Source organism: Micromonospora sp. NPDC050695, assembly GCF_040654415.1.
GTDB lineage: Bacteria > Actinomycetota > Actinomycetes > Mycobacteriales > Micromonosporaceae > Micromonospora.
Genome location: NZ_JBFAHZ010000006.1, coordinates 139,501 through 159,314, shown reverse-complemented (window position 1 = coordinate 159,314; position 19,814 = coordinate 139,501). Strand labels below are relative to the sequence as shown.

Here is a 19,814-nt window from a genome sequence, read left to right as displayed (position 1 = left end):
GGGGGCGGGATCGGGAAGGGGAGCCTTGGAGTCGCCGCATCGCGCCGCGGCTGGTCACTGGAGGTTCTGATGCGTGCCATGCTCTGGGTCGTCGGCGTTGTCGCCGGCGTGCTTATCCTGCTCGGGCTGCTCCTCGAAGCGGTCCGTTGGCTCATCATCATCGGGTTGATCGCGCTGGTCGTGGTGATCGTGCTGGGCGTCGTCAAGGGACGGCAGGCGATGCACCACCAGACCCGGCGACGCTGAGGCGCGGGTCGGCTCAGAACCAGTCCGCGCGCATGTCGAGGGCGGTCCGGTCCCGGCTGTCCAACAGGTCGAACTGCGGGCCGGTGCGGGCCAGCTCGACTGTGAGGAAGTAGCGCGCCGCCTGCCGCTTGCCGGCGTGGAACGCGTCCCCGGTGTCCGCCGAGGGCAGCGCCAGCGCCTGCTCGAGCCACATCCACGCCACCACCACGTGTCCGACGGCCTCCAGGTAGACGCTGGCGTTGGCCAGCGCCAGCACCGGATCACCATCGGCCCAGAGCCGGCGGGTGACCGCGACCACGCGGTCCACCGCGTCGGTGATCCGGTCGGCCCACTCGTCGGCCTCACCGCCGACCCGCCGGGCCCGCTCGATCGTGTCCCGGATCGTCCCGGTCAGCAGGTCGAGACCTGCGCCGCCGCCCATGGTCATCTTGCGGCCCAGCAGGTCCAGCGCCTGGATGCCGTGGGTGCCCTCGTGGATCGGGTTGAGCCGGTTGTCCCGGTAGTGCTGTTCCACGTCGTGGTCGCGGGTGTAGCCGGCACCGCCGAGCACCTGGATCGCCAGGTCGTTGGCGACCAGGCACCACTGCGACGGCCAACTCTTGGTGATCGGGGTGAGCACCTCCAGCAGCAGGTGCGCCCGTTCACGGTCGGCGTCGGCCGGCGCGGTCTTCTCCTCGTCGAGCAGCCGCGCGCAGTAGAGCACCAGCGCCAGCGCCCCCTCCACGTAGCTCTTCTGGGCCAGCAGCATCCGCCGGACGTCGGGGTGGTCGATGATCGGCACCTGCGGTGCGGCGGGGTCCTTGGCGCCGACCGGCCGGCCCTGCGGCCGTTCCCGGGCGTACGCCAGGCTCTTGAGGTAGCCCGTGTAGCCGAGTGCGGTCGCGCCGGCCCCCACGCCGATCCGCGCCTCGTTCATCATGTGGAACATCTGGGCCAGCCCCTGGTGCGCGGCCCCGACGAGGTGGCCCACCGCCCCGGGGCGGCCGCCCGGGGTGTGCCCGCCGTCGCCGAAGGTGAGCAGGGTGTTGGTGGTGCCCCGGAAGCCCATCTTGTGGTTGAGCCCGGCCAGCACCACGTCGTTGCGCTCGCCGAGCGACCCGTCCGGGGCCAGTAGCACCTTCGGCACGATGAACAGCGAGATCCCCTTCACCCCGGGCGGGCCGCCGGGGATCCGCGCCAGCACCAGGTGGACGATGTTCTCGGCCAGCTCGTGGTCACCACCGGAGATCCACATCTTGGTGCCGAAGAGCCGGTACGTGCCGTCGTCCTGCGGCTCGGCGCGAGTGGTGATGTCGGCCAGCGAGCTGCCCGCATGCGGCTCGGACAGGCACATGGTGCCGAAGAACCGACCGTCCAGCATGGGCCGGACGTACGCGTCGACCTGTGCGGCGCTGCCGTACGTGAGCAGCAGGTTGGCGTTGCCGAGGGTGAGCATCGGGTACGCGGAGGTGGCCACGTTGGCGGCCTGGAACCAGGCGAAGCAGGCTGCCGCGACGGCGTGGGGCAGTTGCAGGCCGCCGACCGACTCGTCCAGCCCGGCCGTGAGCAGGCCGGTGCCGGCGAAGCTGTCCAGCGCCTCGCGGATCTGGGGGATCAGCCGCACCCGCTGCCCGTCGAAGGTGGGTTCGGTGAGGTCGGCGGCCCGGTTGTGCGGGGCGAACTGTTCGGTGGCCACCCGCTCGGCGAGGTCCAGCGCGTCGTCGAAGGTCTCCCGGGAGTGCTCGGCGTAGCGGGGACGCTCGACGAGGTCAGACACCCGCAGCCAGTCGTACAGCAGGAAGTTCAGGTCGCGGCGGGAGAGCAGGTTGGACGGCACGGTACTCCTCAGCGGGCACGGGGTGTGTCGGTTCCGGGCGGCGGCCCGCGTCGCCACGGCCCATCCTGACGGATCTCTCGGGCGCACACCACCGCCCGCGGAGGCGGTGACGTGTCGTACCGGCCCGCTAGGGTCCCTGGCCGTGACCGCACCCGGAGACGTCGACCCCGAGGTCCTCGACCGGCTGCGCCCGGTCTGCCTCGGGCTGCCGGAGACCTACGAGGAGCCAGCCTGGGTGGGCACCCGCTGGCGGATCCGCAAGCGGACCTTCGCCCACGTGCTCACCGTCGACCCCGCCCGCCAGCCGGCGCACGCGCGCGCCGCCGCGCTGGACCGGCCGTCCTGTCTGCTGATCTTCCGGTCGCCGCCCGACGAGATCGCCGGTCTCCTGGGTTGCGGGTACCCCTTCTACAAGCCGGAGTGGGGTCCGAACGTGATGGGCATGGTCCTGGACGACGACACCGACTGGGGCGAGGTCGGCGAGCTGCTCACCGAGAGCTACTGCGTCCTGGCGCCGAAGCGGCTCGCCACCCTGGTCGACCGACTCGACTGAGCGCTGACGGTGCCCGTCGGCCGGCGTTCGCGGTGTCCGGCCCGGGGATACCGCGCGGGCGGCGGCCGGGCCGACCGGCGCCGGCGGCGGCGACGTGAGGAGCGGGCCCGTGTCCATGCATCCCACCGAGGAGGATCCTCGGTTGACGCCGGCGCTCACCGAGGACCGGGTGTGCACGGGTGTGACCACGCTGCGGGGGCGCGTCTTCCTGAGCTACCCGTCGGCGGAGGGGCCGGGTGTGCAGGTGGTGGAGGCCCTGCCCGACGGTGGCCGGATCCCGTACCCGGACGCGACGTGGAATCGGGCGGACCAGTCGCCGGACGCGGCGTTCGTGCACGTCAACGGGCTACGGGCCGGCCCGGACGGCCGACTGTGGATCATCGACTCGGGGGCGCCGCAGATCGGCGGCCAGCAGGTTGCCGGCGGCGCGCGGCTGATCGTGGTCGACGTGGACGGCGACCGGGTGGACCGCGTCTACCGCCTCGATGCGGCGGTACGTCCGAGCAGCTACGTCGACGACGTCCGGTTTCACGGCGACACCGCGTACCCGACGGGCGGTGGCTGTACTACCAACCGGCGTCCGGCGGCATGTCCCGGATCGGCACGCGCTGGTTGGACGACCCGACGGTGCCCGCCGACGAGCTGGCCCGCCAGGTGCAGCCGTGGTGCGAGACGCCCAGCACCGGCGGCACGGCGATCGACGCCACCGGCACCGTCTATCTCAGCGATGTGGAACGCCGACGAGTCCTCGCCGTGGCACCGGACCGCAGTGTGTGGACGGTCGTCGCCGACCCTCGCCTGGCGTGGGTGGAAGCTATGTGGCTCGACGCCGACGTACAGCTCTGGATGCCGGCGGCACAACTGCACCTCACCGCGGGGCTCAACGGCGGGCGGTCGGCGGTCGACTATCCGATCCGGGTCTACCGGATGCCGGTGGAAGCTGGCCCACCTCCGGTGGACCATTCCTGAGCGTACGGTCCGGGCGTGCACCCCAGGGGTGCCGAATCTCGGTGGAGCGGTCGGGCCCGATCGGTGACCATCGGGGTGTGTCCGTACCCGTCCGTCAGATCCGTGCGCGCCACTCGGCCGACACGATCACCGTGTACCAGGCGTACCCCCCGGAGGTCGCGCTGCCGGCGGTCGCCGCCGGCCGATTCGTGGCGCCCTTCAAGCGGGACCGGATGACCTGGATCAAGCCGTCCTTCCGGTGGATGATGTACCGCTGTGGCTGGGCCAGGAAGCCCGGCCAGGAACGCGTGCTGTCCATCGACATCACGCGGGAGGGCTTCGAGTGGGCGCTGGCGCGAGCCTGCCTGAGTCACTACGACCGGGAGGTGCACGGCGACCGGGCGACCTGGTCGCGGCAGCTGAGGAGCAGCCCGGTGCGGGTGCAGTGGGATCCGGAACGGACACTGCACCCGCGTGCCCTGCCGTACCGGTCGTTGCAGGTCGGGTTGTCCGGCGAGGCTGTCGCGCGCTACGTCGACGACTGGGTCGTCGCCGTCACCGACATCACCCCGACCGTGCACCGCGTCCGCGATCTTCTGCGCGCCAGTGAGGAGCGGGCGGCCCGGGACCTGCTGCCGGTCGAGCATCCCTATCCCCTGCCGGCGCAGGTCGCTGCCCGCCTCGACGTGACGAGCGACGGGTAGGCGTCGTCGGTACCCTGTCCCGCATGCATCGAAGCCGCGTGTACGCGTTGCTGATCGACGCTCCCGAGGCGGAGGCCGCCCGCTCGGCGGAGTTCTGGTCGGCGGCCCTGGGCGTGCCCACCCGCACCCATCCCAGCGAACCGCAGTTCGTCGGCCTGCACGAGGCGCTGCCGGGGCTGGTCACGGCGGTCCAGGCGGTCGACGACGTCGCGCGCTATCACCTCGACATCGAGACCGACGACGTGGCGGCCGAGACCGCGCGGCTGATCGGCCTGGGCGCCATTGAGGTGACGCGGTGGCTGGAGTGCCGGATCCTGCGGGCACCCGGTGGCCACCTGCTGTGCGTGCTGCCGGTGGAGAGCCCACCGGAGGTCTTCGCGGCGCAGGCCCGCACCTGGCCGTGAGCCGCCGGGGTTGTCACCGGTCGACGCTAGGGTCACGGCATGGCCGAATTCGTGTTGGTGGCGGGGGCGTGGTTGGGGTCGTGGGCATGGGACGAGGTGGTGCCGTCGCTGCGCGCGGCGGGCCACGGTGCCCATCCGCTGACCCTTTCCGGCCTGGCCGAGAGGCGGGACGCGCCCGCCGGGCAGCAGACCCACGTGCAGGACATCGTCGGTGAGATCGAGCGACGGGGTCTGCGCGATGTGGTGCTGGTCGGGCACAGCTACTCGGGCATCCCGGTGGGTCAGGCCGCCGAGCGGATCGGCGACCGGCTGGCCCGGGTGGTCTTCGTCGACTCGGAGGTGCCGGTCGACGGCGGGTCGTTCGCGTCCGGCTGGTGGCAGGGCCGGGAGGTGTTCGAGGCGCTGCTCGCCGACAACGGCGGCTACTGGCCGCCGGCGGGCCCGGCCGATTTCGACGGCCAGGGGCTCACCGACGGGCAGGTCGCCCGATTCATTGAGGGTGCCACCCCGCACCCGGGAGCGACGCTGACCGAGCCGGCGGTGCTCGATCGTCCGCTGGGCGGGTTGCCGGCGACGTATATCAAGTGCCTGCTCGACGGCCCGGAGCCCAACGACACCGTGGCCGAGCTGTTGACCAGCGAGCACTGGCGGCTGGTCACCATGGCCACCGGCCACTGGCCGATGTTCTCCCAGCCCACCGAGCTGGCCGAGCTGCTGGTGGCGCAGGCCAGCTGACCGCGGCGGCCGGTGTGGTCAGGTCGCCGGGTCGTCGAGGGTCCTGATGTGGCGTACCGGTGACGCGAGCAGCCAGAGCACGGCGACGGTGCCGCCCAGCCCGGCGACGGCCAGGGTCGGTCGCAGCCCGATGGTGGTGCCCAGCGCGCCGCCGAGCAGCGCGCCCAGCGGCCGGATGCCGTAGTTGACGGCGCTGTACGCACCGGCCCGACGGCCTCGCGCGTCGTCGGGCGTGACGGCGGCGATCAGGGCGTTGAGGTTGACGTCCATCAGCATCACCCCGACGCTGGAGACCAGCTCGATGGCCGCCAGCATGGCCACCTTCGCCCAGGTGGGGCCGGTGATCAGGGCGGTCAGCGCCAGCGGCGCGGGAAACAGCACCACACCGATCATCGCGGTGCGGCCGAGCCCGATGGCGCGCGAGATCCGTGGGGCGAGCGCGGCGCCGGCCAGCCCGCCGAGCGCGCCGACACCGAAGGCGACGCCGATGGCGCCGGGCGACAGGTGCAGGTCGTTGCTGGCGTACAGCACGAGCAGCGCGGCGGTGATGAAGGTGAAGAAGTTGACCGTGCTGGTGCAGCCGAGCGCGGCGCGCAGCACCGGGTGGCGCAGCACCAGCACGAGCCCTTCGCGGACCAGGCGGAGTGTGGACGGCTGGCTCGGCGGTGGAGGCGGCTCGGTGACCGGGATGCGACCGAGCAGCAGTGCGGAGCCGAGGAAGGAGACCGCGTCGGCGACGATCGCGACCGGCGCGCTGAGCGCCTGGACCAGCCCACCGCCGACCGCCGGGCCGGCGATGAAGGACAGTGACCGGCTCATGCTCAGCTTGCTGTTCGCGTCCACGTACGACGATCGCGGCACCAGGGCGACGAAGAACGCCTGGTGCGCCATGGCGAACAGCACCGCTCCGATGCCGGTGAGCAGCGCCACCAGGTAGAGCTGGGTGAGGGTGACCGCACCGAACAGGTAGGCCACCGGCAGGCTGAGCAGCACCCCCGCGCGGATCAGGTCCGCGATGATCAGGAGTCGGCGCTTGTGGGTGCGCTGGTCCACCCACGCGCCGAGGAACAGGCCCAGCAGGTTGGGCAGCCAGATCAGCGCGGTGAGGACGCTGACCTGCGCGGGTGTCGCGGCGAGCAGGGTGACGGCGATCAGCGGCAGGGCCAGTTCGCTGATCCGGTCACCGAACTGGGAGATCGTCTCGCCGATCCAGAAGGTGCGGAACCGCCGGTCGCGGTGCAGGGCCGGTGGGGGCGCGGTGTCGACGGTGGTCATGACGCGGGCCGGTCGTCGCCGGGATCGGGCAGCAGGTAGCGCAGCATCCGCACGAGTTGGGCACCGGCCGGTGGCGTGTCGTCGTCCTTGCGTAGCACGTACGGGGCGAGCAGCTCCTCGATCGCGGTCTCCAGGTGCCGCAGCTCGTCGGGGGTGGCGAGGAACTGCGTGTCGGCCAGTCCGGCCAGCCCGCGCCACTCGTCGTTCAGCCGGGGTTCGTCGTGCAGCATCCACTGTTGTGGTGTCTCGGCGTACCGGGCGAACATCTCGCCGCGCAGCTGCCGGCCGGCGGCCTGCCCCTCGGCGTCGTCGGGCGGCGTGAAGCGGAAACCGCGGGAGGCCGCCCGCCACCAGCGTTCCCGCTTGTTGGCGGTGCCCTGGGCGTCGAGGACCAGGCCGAACGTGGCGAGGTGCCGCAGGTGCCAGCTGACCACCGACGGTGTGGCGCCGACGTGCGGCGAGAGCCCGGTGGCGGTGGCCGGGCCGTGCCGCTGGAGCCGGTCGAGGATGGCCAGCCGGACCGGATGGGCCAGTGCGCGCAGGGCCTGCGGCTCGGTGATCTCGAAATCCCCGTACGGATTCTTGAGAGACATGTTTCGAAAGTAGTCTCTCAGATCAGTCGGGGCAACCCCGGCACCGTCGTCAGCTCACCCCCAGTCGAGCCAGCGGCTCGACCAGCTCGCGCTCCTCGTAGCTCAGGTGCGACAGCAGGGTGTCGGTCAGCAGGTTCACCGCGGCGCGCAGCGCGGCCAGACCGTCCGGCGCTCCGACGTACGCGACCAGTGCCTGATCGACCCCCTCCAGCACGTCGTGGATGACGTGGTGCTCCTGCTCCAGCCGGTCGATGACCGGACGCAACCGCGGGTCGGCCTGCCGCAGCCGCGGAAAGAGCGCCTGGTCCTCGATCGTGTGGTGGGTGGTGACGATGCGGCAGTACGACTCGCAGTAGGCACCGAGCGTCCACCGGTTCTGCCGCATGGTCATCGTGTTGATGTGGGAGCGGGCGGCACCGGCGTCGATCTCACCGGCGGCGACCTGCTCGATGAGGTCGTGGATCTGGGCCAACTCGCCGCGCAGGCCGTCGTGCACCTGTACCAGGTGCTGACCGTTGGCCTGCTCGTGCGCGGTGTAGGTGCGCGTCGGATCGGGCGCCGGCCCGGTCGGGCGGGCCGACTCGTCCCAGACCTGGCGGTCGCTGAGCCGCCGGCCGTCGTCGGGCGTCGGCACCACCGCGAAGGCCCCCGCGGTCACCCTCGCGCGGGCCGGCCGCGCGGGAGGCGCGACGACCGCCGCCGGCTGCGTCGCCGCGACAGGTTCGGCGGGGGTACGCGCCAAAGCGCCGCCACGATCGCGTTCGGCCGCCACCAGTTCGCGCACGGCGGGGGCCACCTCGCCGGCGAACCGGCGCAGGGCGTCGGGGTCGTCGCTGGCGAGGATGAACGTGCCGACGCCGTCGCCCAGCGCCAGCTCGGTCAGCTCCCGCACCCACTGCTCGGCCGGCCCGTCGAGCGGGCCGCGGCCGACGGTCGAGAACGTGCCGGAGATGTTGAGCAGCCGGCGGACGTCCCGGGGCGAGCGACCCGCCTCCCGCGCTGCCTCGTCGATGATCGCGTTGCCCTTGGCCAGGTCACCGGGCTGGAGGTAGCCCAGCGAGGGCAGCCAGCCGTCGGCCCGACGTCCGGTGAGCTGGAGCATGCGCGGCTTGTACGCGCCCAGCCAGATCGGCACCGCGTGGGCGGGGGCGGGACCGCGCTTGGCGCCGACGACCCGGTGGAACTCGCCGTCGACACGAACGCCACCGCGCGCCTCGGCGTCCCACATCTGCCGGATGACCTCGATGGCCTCCTCCAGCGCCCGTACACCCTCACCCGGGGTCAGCCGTCGACCGCCCATCGCCTCGATGGCGTCCCAGAACGCCCCCGCGCCGAGACCCAACGCGACCCGACCGCCGGTGAGCAGGTCGAGGCTGGCGATGCTGCGGGCGAGCACCGCCGGCGGGCGCAGCGGCAGGTTCGTGACGTTCGCGGACACGTGCACCCGACTGGTTCGCGCCGCGACGAAGCTCAGCAGCGTCCAGGTGTCCAGGAACCGCGGCTGGTACGGGTGATCCTGGAAGGTCACCAGGTCCAGGCCGGCCTGCTCGGCCAGGACGGCGAGGCCGACGGTGCGGTCCGGATCATCCGTGCCGGGTGTGGTGAACGAGCCGAAGACCAGGTCGTGGCCGTAGTCGCTCATCTGCGAGCCTCCCGTTCCGGGTAACGCGTCATAACCTCAACCTTATGTCATACAGAACATCTGCTTCCAACAAGGTATGCCGAACTGCGGTATTGTCGGGGTATGACGGGTACCACTGACCGGCGGGACCGGCCCGATCCGCTCGACGACGACCTGGGCTGGATGCTCGGGATCGTCTTCCGGGGCTACGTCCGGGCGGCCGAGCACGCCCTGGCCGACTTTCCCAGCGGCCCGCGCGGCTACCAGGTGCTCACCGCCGCGGTCAACGGACCGGCCCGCAACCAGGGTGCGATCGCCGAGGAACTCGGCATCGACCGTACGGTGCTCACCTACCTGATCGACGACCTGGAGCGTCCCGGGTTCGTCGCCCGTCGCGCGGACCCGGCCGACCGGCGCAGCCGGCTGGTCGACGTCACCGACGCCGGGCGGGCGGCCTGGGAGCAGCGGCAGCGGGCGCTGCGGCAGGTCGAGTCGCACCTGCTGGGGGCGCTCACCCCAGCCGAGTCGGCGACGCTGCGGGCCCTGCTGCAACGGGTCGCCTGTTCGGCCCAGGCGATCGACCCGCTACGCGACCTCTGCCAGGTGGTGGAGCAGGTGCAGCCCGAGCCGGCCGCGACCGGGGCCGGTGAGCGCAGGGCCGGACGCCGCCGCGGCACCACCTGAACCTCAGCGTCCGAGGGCGGCCGGCGGTCGGGACGGAGACGGCGGGGCCCGCCGGCGCCACCCGACCGTCGTACGGCGGGTGGCGCTGACGGGCCCCCTGGTGTGCCGGGTCAGCGAACGTGCACGAACACCGGGTTCGAGTAGAACCACAGGTCGTCCCACGGGCTCTCCAGCCCGTCGGCGAGCGGCTCGGCCTCGTCCGTGCTGGTGCCGCGCACCCGCGCGTACGTGTCGGCCTCGACGTCGCGCAGGGTGTGCCGGATGACGTAGTCCGCGCCCTGCCGACGCCAGTCGCGCGGACCGAACCGGGCCACCACCTTGGTGGTGGGGTTGGTGTCGGCGTCCAGGTTGGCGCTCGGCCCGGTGATCTGACCGACTATCAGGTCGACCCGGCGGACCTCGGGGCGGTCCCCGTTGGCGTTCACGCCGTCCAGCGGACGGAACCGGATCTCGATCTCGACATCGGTGCGGCTGCGGCGGCTGACCGTGATGGTCTCGCCCACCTCGGCCGTCCGCCCCTGCGACCTGGCGGTCACGTCGAGGCTACGGATCAGGTCACCGGTGGTCACCCAGATCCGGCCGTTGCGCAGGCCGTCCATGATGTCGCCGTAGTCCTGGCGGGCGTGCACGTAGGTCTTGCTGTACTCGCCCGGCCAGAAGTCCGAGCCACCGCGCGTCCAGTGCACGTGCGAGTCCGAGGTCGCGGTGATCCACCAGCGCCGGCCCTCACCGAGCAGCGAGTCCCAGAGCCCACCGACCCGGGCCGTCATCTGGTCGAAGCCACCGTAGGTGGGGTGGTTGCCGTACCCGCCGCGCTTGCCGCCGTTGAGCGGACCGGCCTGGTGCCCGGGCGCGCCCTCGAAGCCGATGTAGACGTCCGGGGCGGCGTTGTTGCCGTTGCGGAACTCGCGCGGGGTGTCCTGGCCGTATACGCCGAGACCGGGCGCCGAGCGGGACGCGTGGTGGGCGATGACCAGCGGCTTGTGCGGCATCCCCCGCGCGACCTTGAGGAACTCCACCATCTTGGCCTCGGTGTCACGGGCCGGGTCGGTCGGGAACGCGTCGTACTTGGCGAACCGGCTCTCCAGCTCGAAGAGCTGCTTCGCCTCGTCGTCGTGGCGCGGGATCATCAGCGTGTGGTGGTCCAGCGAGGGCGCGTCGAACTCCATGCCCCAGAACTGGAGCACCTCGGGGACCAGCTTGCGCGAGCGCAGCAGGTCCGGGTACGCCTGCTCGATGTTCACCTTCGAGTGGGTCGGTCCACCGTGGTCGGTGCACATGGCCCAGGTCAGGCCGAAGTTCTTGGCCATGATGGCGTTGGTGACGATCGGGTAGACCGCGTCCGCGCCCTTGTGGAAGACGATCGGGCTCTTCGTGGTGTCGAACTCGCCGCTGTACTCGGAGTGGACGTGGTGGTCGCCGGCACGCCACGTCCGGTTGCGGGAGCCGCCCCGGTCGTTCGCCTCGTCGGCCGGCCGGCGCTCCTCGTCGGCCCACGCCGCACCGGCGCCCACCAGCGGGCTGGCGGCGGCCAGCGTCGCGCCGACGCCCGCGTACTTGACCAGCTTGCGCCGGGACAGCTGCGCGTGCTCGGTCTCTTCGGACTGCTTGTCTCTCACGTGAGAGCCTCTCCTCGATCAAGCGGGTGCTCTTTCGATCAAGAAGCCTTGAAGAGGCCGATGAACAGCCGTTGTACGCGACGCGGGGCCACGATGAACACCCTGCTCCGGCCCCGGGTCAGGGCACCTGCCGGACGCCCTGGGCCGTACGGGCGGCCGACGGGTCATCACATCGATTTCCTTTTTGCCTGGTACCGACTGCGGCGCGTCGTGGTCAGATCCGGGCGCGCGGCAGCCAGCCCAGGAATCGGAGCCGCGTCCGGGGCAGGGGCAGCGTCGGCAGATCCTGGGCGGCGGCGACGAGGCAGGAGCCGAGATAGACGGCGAGGGCGGCCCGCGCGCCCCCGAACTCGGCGAGCAGTTGACTCTGCTTGGTCGCGCAGGGCCACTCCCGCCCACATCCGGTGCACGTCCAGCTTGGCGGGCTGGGCAGGTGTCCGGGCAGCGTCGTGCGCCGGTACCGGCCCACGACGCTGTTGTCCGCCCGCACCGCCGGGGCTCGGGGCCCGTGTTGCGATGCGTGGACAGGGACCGGGGGGCGGGCAGCGGGCAGGGGCGAGCCCCGAGTGTACGGCACACAGATCCGCTGTGGACCCGACGGCCCCGTGCCGGCGACCCCGATCCGGGACGAGGCGGGTGTCGAGCGGCGCCGGGCCGACGCCGGCCTGCCGACGCTGGCGAGCTACCTGGCCGAGATGACCACGATCTGCGCCCAGGACACCACCTAGTAGAGCGTCGTGTCTAACGTTCTGGGCATAGGTGGCGGAGTCGGGTGCGGGCGTCGCTGGTGGTGAAGTGCCAGTTCACCTGCCGCTGGTCGGTGTTGGTGCTGTTCTGCCAGGCGGCCAGTTCGGTCTTGAGGACATCGATGTCACAGGCATGACCCAGGAGTTGGTAGGGCTTCTCGTCCATGCACACCACCGGCGCCGCCGGATCATGCGGGCGGGCGTAGACGTTGAACCCAAGAGCAAGCGCCTACGTTGTCACTAGAGAGCCGTTCATGGCAAGAACAGGCAAGCCAGGCTCGACACAAACAACCTGGCAACAGACATCCGCTCGATTGAAAGGAAAAAAAATGAAACCGGTATCCTACGAACGTGCAGCGCAGCTATCAATGGCCTACATCGACTATTACGACCGGTGCAGGGAGGGTAGGTATGATTGGCTTCGAACTGTGCAGCTTACGGAAGCAGAGCGTACTTGCGTCGCCAGTTTTTACCAATACTACTGGGTCGGGGAAGGTCGGGAAGAGACTTTCCCTCATATGCCCGACGAATATCAGAATAAGGCAGTAGCGATAATGCATAAGCACCAGATGAGCGGCCTTCATGCTATAGACAATGTGGCTCCTCATCCAGAACAGCGGCAGTCAACACCACAACCGACGCACGCAACGCCATCGACGTCCGCAACACCAGCCCCGCACCCGGCATCACCGCCAGCACCGCGGCACCTAACACAGCAACAGCAGTGGACGTACTTTGCGCATCAGCAGTCCATGCACTTCCCATCGGCACCGACGCACGCAACACCACCGACGTACGCAACACCGCAGCACCAGCAGACTACTAATCGGAGGCCAGCCGGGCTGTGACCCACGGCCCCGGCGTTGGGAGTGCGGATCTAACGGGTGTTTCCCGCCTGACCCATCGGGCGTTGCGCGCCTGGTGAGGAGGGTGCCGTGATGACCGCGACACTGAACGACCAGACCGGACGTAAGAAGCGGGCGGAGCCGTCGGCGGAGGCGAAGGCCGCCGCCGAGCTGGTCCGGGCGGCGAAGGAACAAGGCCTGTCGCTGACCGGTCCGGACGGGCTGCTGAAGCAGTTGACCAAGACGGTCCTGGAGACCGCGTTGAACGAGGAGATGACCGAGCACCTCGGCTATGAGCACGCCGCGTCCGCCAGGTGCCCACCCGCATCCGGATCGGCACAACATGAGTCGGCTGGGATGGAGTCGGGCAACGTCGCCAGGGCGAAGACGGTGCTGACCGACGCGTCGGGGCCGGTGCAGATCGACGTGCCGCGGGATCGGGCTGGCACGTTCGAGCCGCAGATCGTGCGTAAGCGGCAGCGCCGGTTGTCAGGCGTCGACGAGGTGGTGTTGTCGTTGTATGCCAAAGGCCTCACCACCGGGGAGATCTCGGCGCACTTCGCCGAGATCTACGGCGCCTCGGTCAGCAAGGAGACCATCTCGCTGCACCGCATCGGCTGGTCGGTGCAGGTGCCTCGCATCGGCCCCGTCGAGCGTGACGAGGAGGCGGTCGCGACGTGGCGGCGGGAGGTGTGGCCGGCGGGAAAACGGTAGCGGCGCAGCGCGAGGCGTGATTCTGCTTCGAGGACGAGGCCGGTCAGACGCTGCGCCCACCGAAGGACCGCACCTGGGGCCGACGCGGCCACACTCCACAGATCCCGGTATCGGGCAAGGGCTCCGGACGAGTATCGATCGCCGGCCTGGCCTGCTACAAACCCGGCCAGCGCCCCGGTTGATCTACCGCACGATCACCCATCGGGGCCGCAAGAACGAAAGGCGCAGCTTCGGCGAACGGGACTACATCAGCCTGCTCGACGCCGCCCACCAGCAGCTGCGCGGGCCGATTGTGCTCGTCTGGGACAACCTCAACACCCACATCAGCGTCGCCATGCGGCAGATGATCGCCGCTCGAGACGGCTGACCGTGATCCGCCTGCCCGCCTACGCCCCCGACCTCAACCCCACCGAGCAGGTCTGGTCACACCTCAAGCGCAGCATCGGCAACCTCGCCGTCCGCGGCGTCGACCACCTCCTGGCGACCGTCCGCAACCGGCTCAAGCGCATCCAGTACCGCCCTGACCTACTCGAAGGCTTCTGACCCACACCGGCCTGGTCCTCGAACCCGACTCAAGCCGACCATTCTACTGCCGGTTCAGCGCAGGGCGCGGGCGAGGCGGCGGACCGCCTCGTCCATGAGGTCGGGTGCGGCGGCCGCGTAGGTGAGGCGCAGGTGCGCGGCCGGGGGTTCGGCGGCGTACCAGGGGCGGCCCGGAAAGACGATGACGCCCTCGGCGGCAGCCGCCGCGGCCACCGCCGCGTCGTCGGCGCCGTCGGGCAGGCCGACCCAGAGATGCAGGCCCCCGCGCGGGATCGACCGCGGGTACACGTGGGGAAGGTGTCGACGCAGCGCGGCCAGCAACGCCTCGCGGCGGGCCCGGAGCGCCGTGCTCAGGGCCCGGCGGTGCCGCGGCCACGCCGGGGAGGTGAGGAACTCCAGCGCCGCCTGTTGCAGTGGACCGGCCACGAAGAAGTCGTCGAGCAGGCGGGCCGCCCGCAGGCGGGCACCGGCCGGGCCGCGGGCGCCGATCGCGGCGACGCGCAGCCCGGGCGCGGTCGACTTGGTCAACGAGCGCAGGTAGATGACGTGCCCGTCGGGGTCGTCGGCGGCCAGCGGAGGTGGGGCCGGACCGTCGATGGTGAGGTCGCGCGCGTAGTCGTCCTCGATCAGGAACGCCCCGGCGTCGCGTACCGCGTCGGCGACCTGCGCCCGACGGTCGCCCGCCAGGGTCGCGCCGTGCGGGTTGGCGTGCAGTGGCTGGCAGTAGAAGAGCCGCGCCCCGGTGCGGGCGAACGCCGCGACGAGCTGGTCGGGGCGTACCCCGTCGGCGTCCGCCGGCACCGGCACCACCCGGAGTCCGGCCGCCCGGGCCACGGCCAGCGCGCCCAGGTAGGTCGGCGACTCGACGAGCAGGGCGTCGCCGGGGGCGGAGAGCGCCCGCAGCGCCGACGACAGCGCGGCCTGCCCGCCGGGGCAGATCACCATGTCCTCGGCCCGCAGGCCGGCCCCGGCCTCGCGGGCGAACCAGGCGCGCAGGTCCTCGCGCCCCTCGACCGGCCCGCGCTGCCAGGTCGCGGGCTGACGGGCGGCACGGGTGAGGGCGGCGCCGAGCGCGGCGGCCGGCTGGAGATCCGCGTCCAGGTAACCACCGGAGAGCGGGATCGCACCGGCGCGGGGTAGCGCCAGTAGCGCCTGCATCTCGTCCTCGCCGGCCGGGCGGGGGCCGAGCGCGACGGTCTGCCAGGACAGGTCGGGTACGCGCCGCTCGTCCGGCGGGGCGGCCACGAAGGTGCCCCTGCCGGGTCGCGCCTCGATCAGCCCCTGGGCCACCAACCGGCGGATGGCCTCGGCGACGGTGACCGGCGAGGCCTGGTGCCGGGCGGTCAGCTCCCGGACCGAGGGCAGCCGGGTGCCGGGTGCGGCGGCGGCCACCAGCCGGCGTAGATCTTGGATAACGCGCTGCGCTGCGTTATCGTTCTCCATGAGGGACAAGAGTAGCGCTACTGCAGCCGCCACGATAACAACGGATCGGGCCGGCGGCCTCGCCCTCGGCGCGCTGGGCGTGCTCGGTTTCAGCCTCTCGCTGCCCGCCACCCGCCTCGCCGTGCAGCAGCTCGACCCGTGGTTCGTCGCGTTCGGTCGGGCCGTCGGCGCGGGGCTGCTGGCGTGGGCGTACCTCCGGCTCACCGGCGCGCCGCGGCCCACCCGGGGGCAGTGGCGGCGACTGGTGGTCGTCGCCCTCGGCGTCGTGGTCGGCTTTCCGTTGTTCACCTCACTGGCGCTTCTCACGCAGACCTCGGCGCACGGCGCGGTCGTCATCGCCGCGCTGCCCGCCATGACGGCCGTGTTCGCGGTGCTGCGCGCCGGCGAACGTCCGCCACCGCTGTTCTGGGTCGCCAGCGCCGGCGGACTGCTGGCGGTGCTCATCTTCCTCGGTGCCAGTGGTGCGGTACGCGGCGCGTTCACCCGGCCCGACGCGTTCCTGCTCGCGGCGGTCGTGCTCTGCGGGCTGGGCTACGCCGAGGGTGGCGCGCTCGCCCGCGAGATGGGCGGCGCCCGGACGATCTGCTGGGCGTTGCTGCTCGCGCTGCCCGCGACGGTGCCCATCACGGTCGTCGCCGCGGTGGCCGACCGGCCGCACGCCGACGCCGTCGGGTGGTCGGCGTTCGGCTACCTGACCGTCGTCTCGATGTTCCTGGGCTTCTTCGCCTGGTACGCGGGCCTGGCCCGGGGCGGCATCGCACAGGTCGGCCAGGTCCAGCTCGCGCAGCCGGTGCTCACCCTCGGGTGGTCGGCGCTGCTGCTCGGCGAGAGCGTCACCCCCGCCTCGATCGGGGCGGCGCTGGTGGTGCTGGGATGCGTCGTGGTGATCCAGCGCACCCGCCGGTCGGCGCGCCCGGCGGGTGCGGACCGACCCAGTCCCGCTCGGGTCTAGTCCCGCTCGCGCTCGCGGGCCGTCTGCAACTCGGGCACCGCCGCCTCCAGCAGGTCGGCGAGGCCGCGTAGCTGCTCGGCGACCCGCGTGCCGAGGGGGGTCAGCGAGTATTCGACGCGCGGCGGGATCGCGGTGAGCACCTCGCGGGTGAGCATGCCGTCGCGTTCGAGGGTCTGCAGGGTCTGGGAGAGCATCCGCTCGCTGACCCCGTCGATGCGCCGGCGTAGCGCGTTGAACCGGTACCGGCCCTCGCCGAGCGCGAGCAGGGCGAGCGAGGCCCACTTCGAGGTGACGTCCTCGAAGGCGGCGCGGGAGGTGCAACCCCGCGCGAAGACATCGCTGACGAGTTCCTGGGTAGGCCCCGCCGGGTCCTGGGCCGGCATGTCGTTCACCTCACCAGCCTACCCGACGCTTACCAACCGATAGTGCTGTAGATTCGTAAGTGCTTGCAGACCGTCATCGCCCTACCGGAGGTTTCCATGCCCACCTATGCCGTCACCGGCGCCACCGGCCGGCTCGGCCGCCTGGTGATCGAGCAGCTGCTCGACACCGGCGTGCCCGCCAGCGAGATCGCCGCCATCGTCCGCACCCCGGAGAAGGCCGCCGACCTGGCCGCACGCGGGGTCGAGGTCCGCCGGGCCGACTACGACGACCCGTCGACGCTGCCCGGCGCCGTGGCCGGCGTCCGCCGCCTGCTGCTGATCTCCGGTGACACGCCCGGCCAGCGGGTCGCCCAGCACACCGCGGTCATCGACGCGGCCAAGCTCGCCGGCGTCGAGCGCCTGGTCTACACCAGCATCCTGAAGGCCGACACCACCACGAACCCGCTCGCGCCGGAGCACAAGGCCACCGAGGAGGCCCTCGCCGCGTCGGGCCTGCCGTACACGGCGCTGCGCAACAGCTGGTACACCGAGAACTACACCGACCAGCTCCCGCAGTACCTGCAGACCGGCGCGATCCTCGGCGCCACCGGCGGCAGCAAGGTCTCCGCCGCGCCCCGGGTCGACTACGCGGCCGCCGCGGCGGCGGCGCTGACCCGCGAGGAGGACGGCAACGCCGTCTACGAGCTGGGCGGCACCGCGTTCACCTTCGACGAGCTGGCCGACGCCGTCAGCGAGGTCACCGGCAGCACGGTCGTCCACCGCGACCTGTCGGCCACCGAGCTGGCGTCGACCCTGCAGAACGTCGGGCTCGACGCCGGCACCGCCGGGTTCGTCGCCGCGCTCGACCACTCGATCGCCCTCGGCGAGCTGGCGACCGACAGCGACGACCTCAGCCGGCTGATCGGCCGGCCGAGCACTCCGCTGCGCGACGCCATCCGGGCCGCGCGGGCCTGACCGGCCGCGGTTCGTCCGGGCGGGCCACGGGGGTACGCCCTCCGTCGCCCGCCCGTCGCGCGGTCACTCCGCCTCGTCGTCCGGTTCGGTGAGGTCGGCCAGCATGTCGGCCGCGTCCCGGTTGCCGCTGTCGGCGAGCCGTCGAAGTTCGCCGACATCGGCCCTCTCGGCCGCCAGCTCGACGAGCTGGTCGACCGCGTCCCGGTCGCCGTTCGCGGCCCGTTCCCGCATGCCGACAAGATCAGAATCTGACACGCGCACCCCTCTCCCCACCGAAACCTAGACCAGCCGAGGTCGCCCCGGACGGTGGAACGCCCGACCGCGCTCGGCTCAGGTCGCTTCCGGTTCCGGGGATGCGGTGAGCAACCCGGTCAGCAGGCTGCGCAGCGCCCGCTCGAAGAGGTCCGTGCGGGGCGGTGCCGCCGGGAGTTGGCGGAACGCCGTGACCAGGTGCGGGTACGCCGCGAGGTCCGCGCCGGCGAAGCCGGGCGGCTCGGCCGCCTCGCTGCGGGCGAAGAGGCTCACCACGCCGGTCATCATGGCGATCGCCTCGAACTTGGCGGTGACGGCGCACCCCACGGGTTCCAGGATCCGGATGCAGGTGTCGAACCAGGCCAGGCTCTCGGGGCCGACGCCGGACGGCCGGTGAATCACGTCCAGCAGCCACGGGTGGGCGCGGAACAGTGCCAACTGCCGGCGGGCCAGCAGCAGCATCGTGTCCAGCCAGTCGACCTCCGCCCGCGGGTACGGCCGCAGCTCCCCCACGACCCGGTCCGTCATCAGGTCCAGGAGGTCGTCGCGGGACGACAGGTACCGGTAGAGCGAGCCGGCGCCGGTGCCGAGCACGTTGGCGACGGCGCGCATGGACACCGCGGCGATCCCCTCGGCGTCGGCCAGGGTGATGGCGGCCGCGACGATGGCCTCGCGGCTGTGCGTCGGGGCGGGGCCACGGCTGCCCCGTTCGGGTCTGGCCCAGATCGGCTGCCGGTCGGTGTCGCGGTCGCCGGGTCTCCGGGGTGCGTCGGTCACCGACCCACTCTAAATTGCGAACGATGTTCGCAGTTAACGGGTCCGTCCGCGTTCCTTGATCTTGGCTAGGCTGGCGGCCATGCCCCCGCACCGCCGGCCCGCGCTGGCCGACGCCTGCGCGCGGCTCGCCCGATCACGTCCCTGCGAGATCGGCATCGTCGTCGTCATCCTCGCCAACGGGATCGTCCTCGGCCTGGAGACGTACGACGGGCTGATCCCCGCGGGCACCGCGCTGCACGGACTGGAGCTGCTGTTCCGCGCCGTCTTCGTCGTGGAGATCGGCATCCGGCTGGCGGCCTACGGCCGACGTCCGCAGGACTTCTTCCGGCACGGCTGGAACGTCTTCGACTTCGTCGTGATCGCGGCCATCTTCATCCCGGGCCTGCACGGCGACTCGGCGCTCCTGCGCGTCGTGCGGGTCGCCCGGATGGTCCGGCTGGTGCGGTTCTCGCCGGGCCTACGCACCATCGTCTCCGCGCTGTGGCGCAGCCTGCCGGGCGTCACCGGGTTCCTCGCGCTGGCCGTGGTGACGCTCTACGTGTACGGGATGGCCGGCTGGCTGATCTTCGGCAACCGCTACCCCGACGAGTACGGCGACATCGGACGGTCGCTGCTGACGTTGTTCGTGCTGCTGTCGCTGGAGACACTGCCCGACCTCATCGAGCAGGGCCTGGCCATCTCACCGTGGACGGTGCTCTACTACGTCAGCTACGTGGTGATCACCGTCAACCTGCTGCTCAACATCCTCATCGCGGTCATCGTCAACTCGATGGAGGAGGCACGCCGGCTGGAGATGACCGAACGGCTGGCCCCCGGCTACGACGAGGACGGCGACGGCGTACCCGACGAGGTGGACCGCATCGCGCTCACCCAGCGACTGGACGACCTGCGGGCGGTCATCGCCGAGCTGGAACGGGAGCTGCGCATCGACCGGGAGGACGGGCACGGCCGGGCGCACCGCGAGGACGCCCACTCCAGGCGGTGATCCGGCGCCGTCCTGCGGCGTA

The 19,814-nt window shown here is 71.7% G+C and carries 26 protein-coding genes; 14 read left to right on the top strand and 12 right to left on the bottom strand.

All coding sequences use genetic code 11. From position 1 onward, the window contains the following. Positions 1 to 69: 69 nt before the first annotated feature. A complete protein-coding gene (locus AB0H52_RS06730) occupies positions 70 to 246 on the top strand; it encodes a hypothetical protein (protein WP_192580455.1) in 177 nt (58 codons plus the stop codon). 13 nt (positions 247 to 259) lie between these two features. Here the strand turns inward: AB0H52_RS06730 and AB0H52_RS06725 are convergent, their stop codons facing one another. Continuing rightward, positions 260 to 2,062, bottom strand: a complete 1,803-nt coding sequence (locus tag AB0H52_RS06725; RefSeq protein WP_357945706.1) for an acyl-CoA dehydrogenase — start codon at positions 2,060 to 2,062, stop codon at positions 260 to 262. A 142-nt stretch (positions 2,063 to 2,204) separates the two neighbouring features. Between AB0H52_RS06725 and AB0H52_RS06720 the strand changes: the two genes are divergently transcribed. Continuing rightward, positions 2,205 to 2,615: an MmcQ/YjbR family DNA-binding protein gene (locus tag AB0H52_RS06720; RefSeq protein ID WP_151492416.1), complete on the top strand. Its 411-nt coding sequence runs from the start codon at positions 2,205 to 2,207 to the stop codon at positions 2,613 to 2,615. Positions 2,616 to 2,961: 346 nt separating this feature from the next. On the opposite strand, the gene AB0H52_RS06715 is transcribed toward AB0H52_RS06720, so the two are convergent. After that, entirely contained in the window at positions 2,962 to 3,147 is a 186-nt protein-coding gene (locus tag AB0H52_RS06715; protein WP_357945703.1) for a hypothetical protein, read from the bottom strand. Between the two features lie 56 nt (positions 3,148 to 3,203). On the opposite strand from AB0H52_RS06715, the gene AB0H52_RS06710 reads away from it, so the two are divergent. The 4 genes from AB0H52_RS06710 to AB0H52_RS06695 all read left to right on the top strand — a co-directional run bounded on the left by AB0H52_RS06710 (position 3,204) and on the right by AB0H52_RS06695 (position 5,406). Beyond that, positions 3,204 to 3,584, top strand: coding sequence for a hypothetical protein (locus AB0H52_RS06710; protein WP_151492418.1), 381 nt, complete (start codon positions 3,204 to 3,206; stop codon positions 3,582 to 3,584). Between the two features lie 77 nt (positions 3,585 to 3,661). Further along, on the top strand, positions 3,662 to 4,267 hold the full coding sequence (locus tag AB0H52_RS06705) for a DUF4291 domain-containing protein (RefSeq protein ID WP_357945700.1): 606 nt from the start codon (positions 3,662 to 3,664) through the stop codon (positions 4,265 to 4,267). A gap of 23 nt (positions 4,268 to 4,290) precedes the next feature. Continuing rightward, positions 4,291 to 4,671 (top strand): VOC family protein, encoded by a 381-nt coding sequence (locus AB0H52_RS06700; protein ID WP_357945697.1) that lies wholly within the window; start codon positions 4,291 to 4,293, stop codon positions 4,669 to 4,671. 39 nt (positions 4,672 to 4,710) lie between these two features. Beyond that, positions 4,711 to 5,406: an alpha/beta hydrolase gene (locus tag AB0H52_RS06695; RefSeq protein WP_151492421.1), complete on the top strand. Its 696-nt coding sequence runs from the start codon at positions 4,711 to 4,713 to the stop codon at positions 5,404 to 5,406. An 18-nt stretch (positions 5,407 to 5,424) separates the two neighbouring features. Here AB0H52_RS06695 and AB0H52_RS06690 read toward each other — a convergent pair whose 3' ends face one another. From AB0H52_RS06690 to AB0H52_RS06680, 3 genes are read right to left on the bottom strand one after another with little or no spacing between them, the layout of a single operon-like run. After that, entirely contained in the window at positions 5,425 to 6,681 is a 1,257-nt protein-coding gene (locus tag AB0H52_RS06690; protein ID WP_151492422.1) for an MFS transporter, read from the bottom strand. Continuing rightward, positions 6,678 to 7,274: a helix-turn-helix domain-containing protein gene (locus tag AB0H52_RS06685; RefSeq protein WP_151492423.1), complete on the bottom strand. Its 597-nt coding sequence runs from the start codon at positions 7,272 to 7,274 to the stop codon at positions 6,678 to 6,680. Before AB0H52_RS06685 ends, AB0H52_RS06690 begins: the two co-directional genes overlap by 4 nt. A gap of 49 nt (positions 7,275 to 7,323) precedes the next feature. Further along, positions 7,324 to 8,916, bottom strand: coding sequence for an LLM class flavin-dependent oxidoreductase (locus tag AB0H52_RS06680; RefSeq protein ID WP_357945692.1), 1,593 nt, complete (start codon positions 8,914 to 8,916; stop codon positions 7,324 to 7,326). Between the two features lie 102 nt (positions 8,917 to 9,018). Between AB0H52_RS06680 and AB0H52_RS06675 the strand changes: the two genes are divergently transcribed. Beyond that, entirely contained in the window at positions 9,019 to 9,579 is a 561-nt protein-coding gene (locus AB0H52_RS06675) for a MarR family transcriptional regulator (protein ID WP_357945689.1), read from the top strand. Between the two features lie 110 nt (positions 9,580 to 9,689). On the opposite strand, the gene AB0H52_RS06670 is transcribed toward AB0H52_RS06675, so the two are convergent. Continuing rightward, on the bottom strand, positions 9,690 to 11,198 hold the full coding sequence (locus AB0H52_RS06670) for a phosphoesterase (RefSeq protein ID WP_151492425.1): 1,509 nt from the start codon (positions 11,196 to 11,198) through the stop codon (positions 9,690 to 9,692). A 214-nt stretch (positions 11,199 to 11,412) separates the two neighbouring features. Continuing rightward, positions 11,413 to 11,667: a hypothetical protein gene (locus AB0H52_RS06665; RefSeq protein WP_357945686.1), complete on the bottom strand. Its 255-nt coding sequence runs from the start codon at positions 11,665 to 11,667 to the stop codon at positions 11,413 to 11,415. Here AB0H52_RS06665 and AB0H52_RS06660 point away from each other — a divergent pair. Next, positions 11,603 to 11,926, top strand: coding sequence for a DUF6624 domain-containing protein (locus tag AB0H52_RS06660; protein ID WP_357945683.1), 324 nt, complete (start codon positions 11,603 to 11,605; stop codon positions 11,924 to 11,926). The two genes, AB0H52_RS06665 and AB0H52_RS06660, sit on opposite strands and share 65 nt — an antisense overlap. A gap of 13 nt (positions 11,927 to 11,939) precedes the next feature. Here AB0H52_RS06660 and AB0H52_RS06655 read toward each other — a convergent pair whose 3' ends face one another. Then, a complete protein-coding gene (locus AB0H52_RS06655; RefSeq protein WP_225854112.1) occupies positions 11,940 to 12,110 on the bottom strand; it encodes a hypothetical protein in 171 nt (56 codons plus the stop codon). Positions 12,111 to 12,882: 772 nt separating this feature from the next. On the opposite strand from AB0H52_RS06655, the gene AB0H52_RS06650 reads away from it, so the two are divergent. The 3 genes from AB0H52_RS06650 (at position 12,883) to AB0H52_RS06640 (ending at position 14,046) form a co-directional block, all read left to right on the top strand. Next, positions 12,883 to 13,503 (top strand): transposase, encoded by a 621-nt coding sequence (locus tag AB0H52_RS06650; protein ID WP_151487888.1) that lies wholly within the window; start codon positions 12,883 to 12,885, stop codon positions 13,501 to 13,503. Positions 13,504 to 13,681: 178 nt separating this feature from the next. Continuing rightward, on the top strand, positions 13,682 to 13,870 hold the full coding sequence (locus tag AB0H52_RS06645) for a transposase (protein ID WP_225854111.1): 189 nt from the start codon (positions 13,682 to 13,684) through the stop codon (positions 13,868 to 13,870). 2 nt (positions 13,871 to 13,872) lie between these two features. Next, the gene (locus AB0H52_RS06640) at positions 13,873 to 14,046 is read left to right on the top strand and encodes a transposase (protein ID WP_255473633.1); all 174 of its coding nucleotides are present in this window, start codon (positions 13,873 to 13,875) and stop codon (positions 14,044 to 14,046) included. 54 nt (positions 14,047 to 14,100) lie between these two features. On the opposite strand, the gene AB0H52_RS06635 is transcribed toward AB0H52_RS06640, so the two are convergent. Then, positions 14,101 to 15,489 carry a PLP-dependent aminotransferase family protein gene (locus AB0H52_RS06635; protein ID WP_357945678.1) on the bottom strand — a complete coding sequence of 463 codons (1,389 nt, stop codon included), beginning with the start codon at positions 15,487 to 15,489 and terminating at the stop codon, positions 14,101 to 14,103. On the opposite strand from AB0H52_RS06635, the gene AB0H52_RS06630 reads away from it, so the two are divergent. Next, a complete protein-coding gene (locus AB0H52_RS06630; RefSeq protein WP_151487886.1) occupies positions 15,488 to 16,441 on the top strand; it encodes a DMT family transporter in 954 nt (317 codons plus the stop codon). The two genes, AB0H52_RS06635 and AB0H52_RS06630, sit on opposite strands and share 2 nt — an antisense overlap. Here AB0H52_RS06630 and AB0H52_RS06625 read toward each other — a convergent pair. Further along, entirely contained in the window at positions 16,438 to 16,824 is a 387-nt protein-coding gene (locus AB0H52_RS06625; protein ID WP_151487897.1) for a helix-turn-helix domain-containing protein, read from the bottom strand. The two genes, AB0H52_RS06630 and AB0H52_RS06625, sit on opposite strands and share 4 nt — an antisense overlap. Positions 16,825 to 16,920: 96 nt before the next feature. On the opposite strand from AB0H52_RS06625, the gene AB0H52_RS06620 reads away from it, so the two are divergent. Beyond that, positions 16,921 to 17,778, top strand: a complete 858-nt coding sequence (locus tag AB0H52_RS06620; RefSeq protein ID WP_151487885.1) for an SDR family oxidoreductase — start codon at positions 16,921 to 16,923, stop codon at positions 17,776 to 17,778. 63 nt (positions 17,779 to 17,841) lie between these two features. Here the strand turns inward: AB0H52_RS06620 and AB0H52_RS06615 are convergent, their stop codons facing one another. Together AB0H52_RS06615 and AB0H52_RS06610 are read right to left on the bottom strand one after the other, a co-directional pair. After that, complete coding sequence (locus tag AB0H52_RS06615) at positions 17,842 to 18,033, bottom strand: hypothetical protein (protein ID WP_151487884.1); 192 nt, start codon at positions 18,031 to 18,033, stop codon at positions 17,842 to 17,844. Between the two features lie 75 nt (positions 18,034 to 18,108). Further along, positions 18,109 to 18,807 carry a helix-turn-helix domain-containing protein gene (locus tag AB0H52_RS06610; protein WP_151487883.1) on the bottom strand — a complete coding sequence of 233 codons (699 nt, stop codon included), beginning with the start codon at positions 18,805 to 18,807 and terminating at the stop codon, positions 18,109 to 18,111. 79 nt (positions 18,808 to 18,886) lie between these two features. On the opposite strand from AB0H52_RS06610, the gene AB0H52_RS06605 reads away from it, so the two are divergent. Further along, a complete protein-coding gene (locus AB0H52_RS06605; protein WP_151487882.1) occupies positions 18,887 to 19,792 on the top strand; it encodes an ion transporter in 906 nt (301 codons plus the stop codon). The last annotated feature ends 22 nt before the right edge of the window (positions 19,793 to 19,814 follow it).

Excerpts from the sequence above, each read along its gene's own strand:
- AB0H52_RS06730 (WP_192580455.1), top strand. The coding sequence starts at position 70 with ATGCGTGCCATGCTCTGGGTCGTCGGCGTTGTCGCCGGCGTGCTTATC.
- AB0H52_RS06710 (WP_151492418.1), top strand. The coding sequence starts at position 3,204 with ATGTCCCGGATCGGCACGCGCTGGTTGGACGACCCGACGGTGCCCGCC.
- AB0H52_RS06700 (WP_357945697.1), top strand. The coding sequence starts at position 4,291 with ATGCATCGAAGCCGCGTGTACGCGTTGCTGATCGACGCTCCCGAGGCG.
- AB0H52_RS06695 (WP_151492421.1), top strand. The coding sequence starts at position 4,711 with ATGGCCGAATTCGTGTTGGTGGCGGGGGCGTGGTTGGGGTCGTGGGCA.
- AB0H52_RS06690 (WP_151492422.1), bottom strand. The coding sequence starts at position 6,681 with ATGACCACCGTCGACACCGCGCCCCCACCGGCCCTGCACCGCGACCGG.
- AB0H52_RS06685 (WP_151492423.1), bottom strand. The coding sequence starts at position 7,274 with ATGTCTCTCAAGAATCCGTACGGGGATTTCGAGATCACCGAGCCGCAG.
- AB0H52_RS06680 (WP_357945692.1), bottom strand. The coding sequence starts at position 8,916 with ATGAGCGACTACGGCCACGACCTGGTCTTCGGCTCGTTCACCACACCC.
- AB0H52_RS06675 (WP_357945689.1), top strand. The coding sequence starts at position 9,019 with ATGACGGGTACCACTGACCGGCGGGACCGGCCCGATCCGCTCGACGAC.
- AB0H52_RS06655 (WP_225854112.1), bottom strand. The coding sequence starts at position 12,110 with ATGGACGAGAAGCCCTACCAACTCCTGGGTCATGCCTGTGACATCGAT.
- AB0H52_RS06650 (WP_151487888.1), top strand. The coding sequence starts at position 12,883 with ATGACCGCGACACTGAACGACCAGACCGGACGTAAGAAGCGGGCGGAG.
- AB0H52_RS06630 (WP_151487886.1), top strand. The coding sequence starts at position 15,488 with ATGAGGGACAAGAGTAGCGCTACTGCAGCCGCCACGATAACAACGGAT.
- AB0H52_RS06635 (WP_357945678.1), bottom strand. The coding sequence starts at position 15,489 with ATGGAGAACGATAACGCAGCGCAGCGCGTTATCCAAGATCTACGCCGG.
- AB0H52_RS06625 (WP_151487897.1), bottom strand. The coding sequence starts at position 16,824 with ATGCCGGCCCAGGACCCGGCGGGGCCTACCCAGGAACTCGTCAGCGAT.
- AB0H52_RS06620 (WP_151487885.1), top strand. The coding sequence starts at position 16,921 with ATGCCCACCTATGCCGTCACCGGCGCCACCGGCCGGCTCGGCCGCCTG.
- AB0H52_RS06605 (WP_151487882.1), top strand. The coding sequence starts at position 18,887 with ATGCCCCCGCACCGCCGGCCCGCGCTGGCCGACGCCTGCGCGCGGCTC.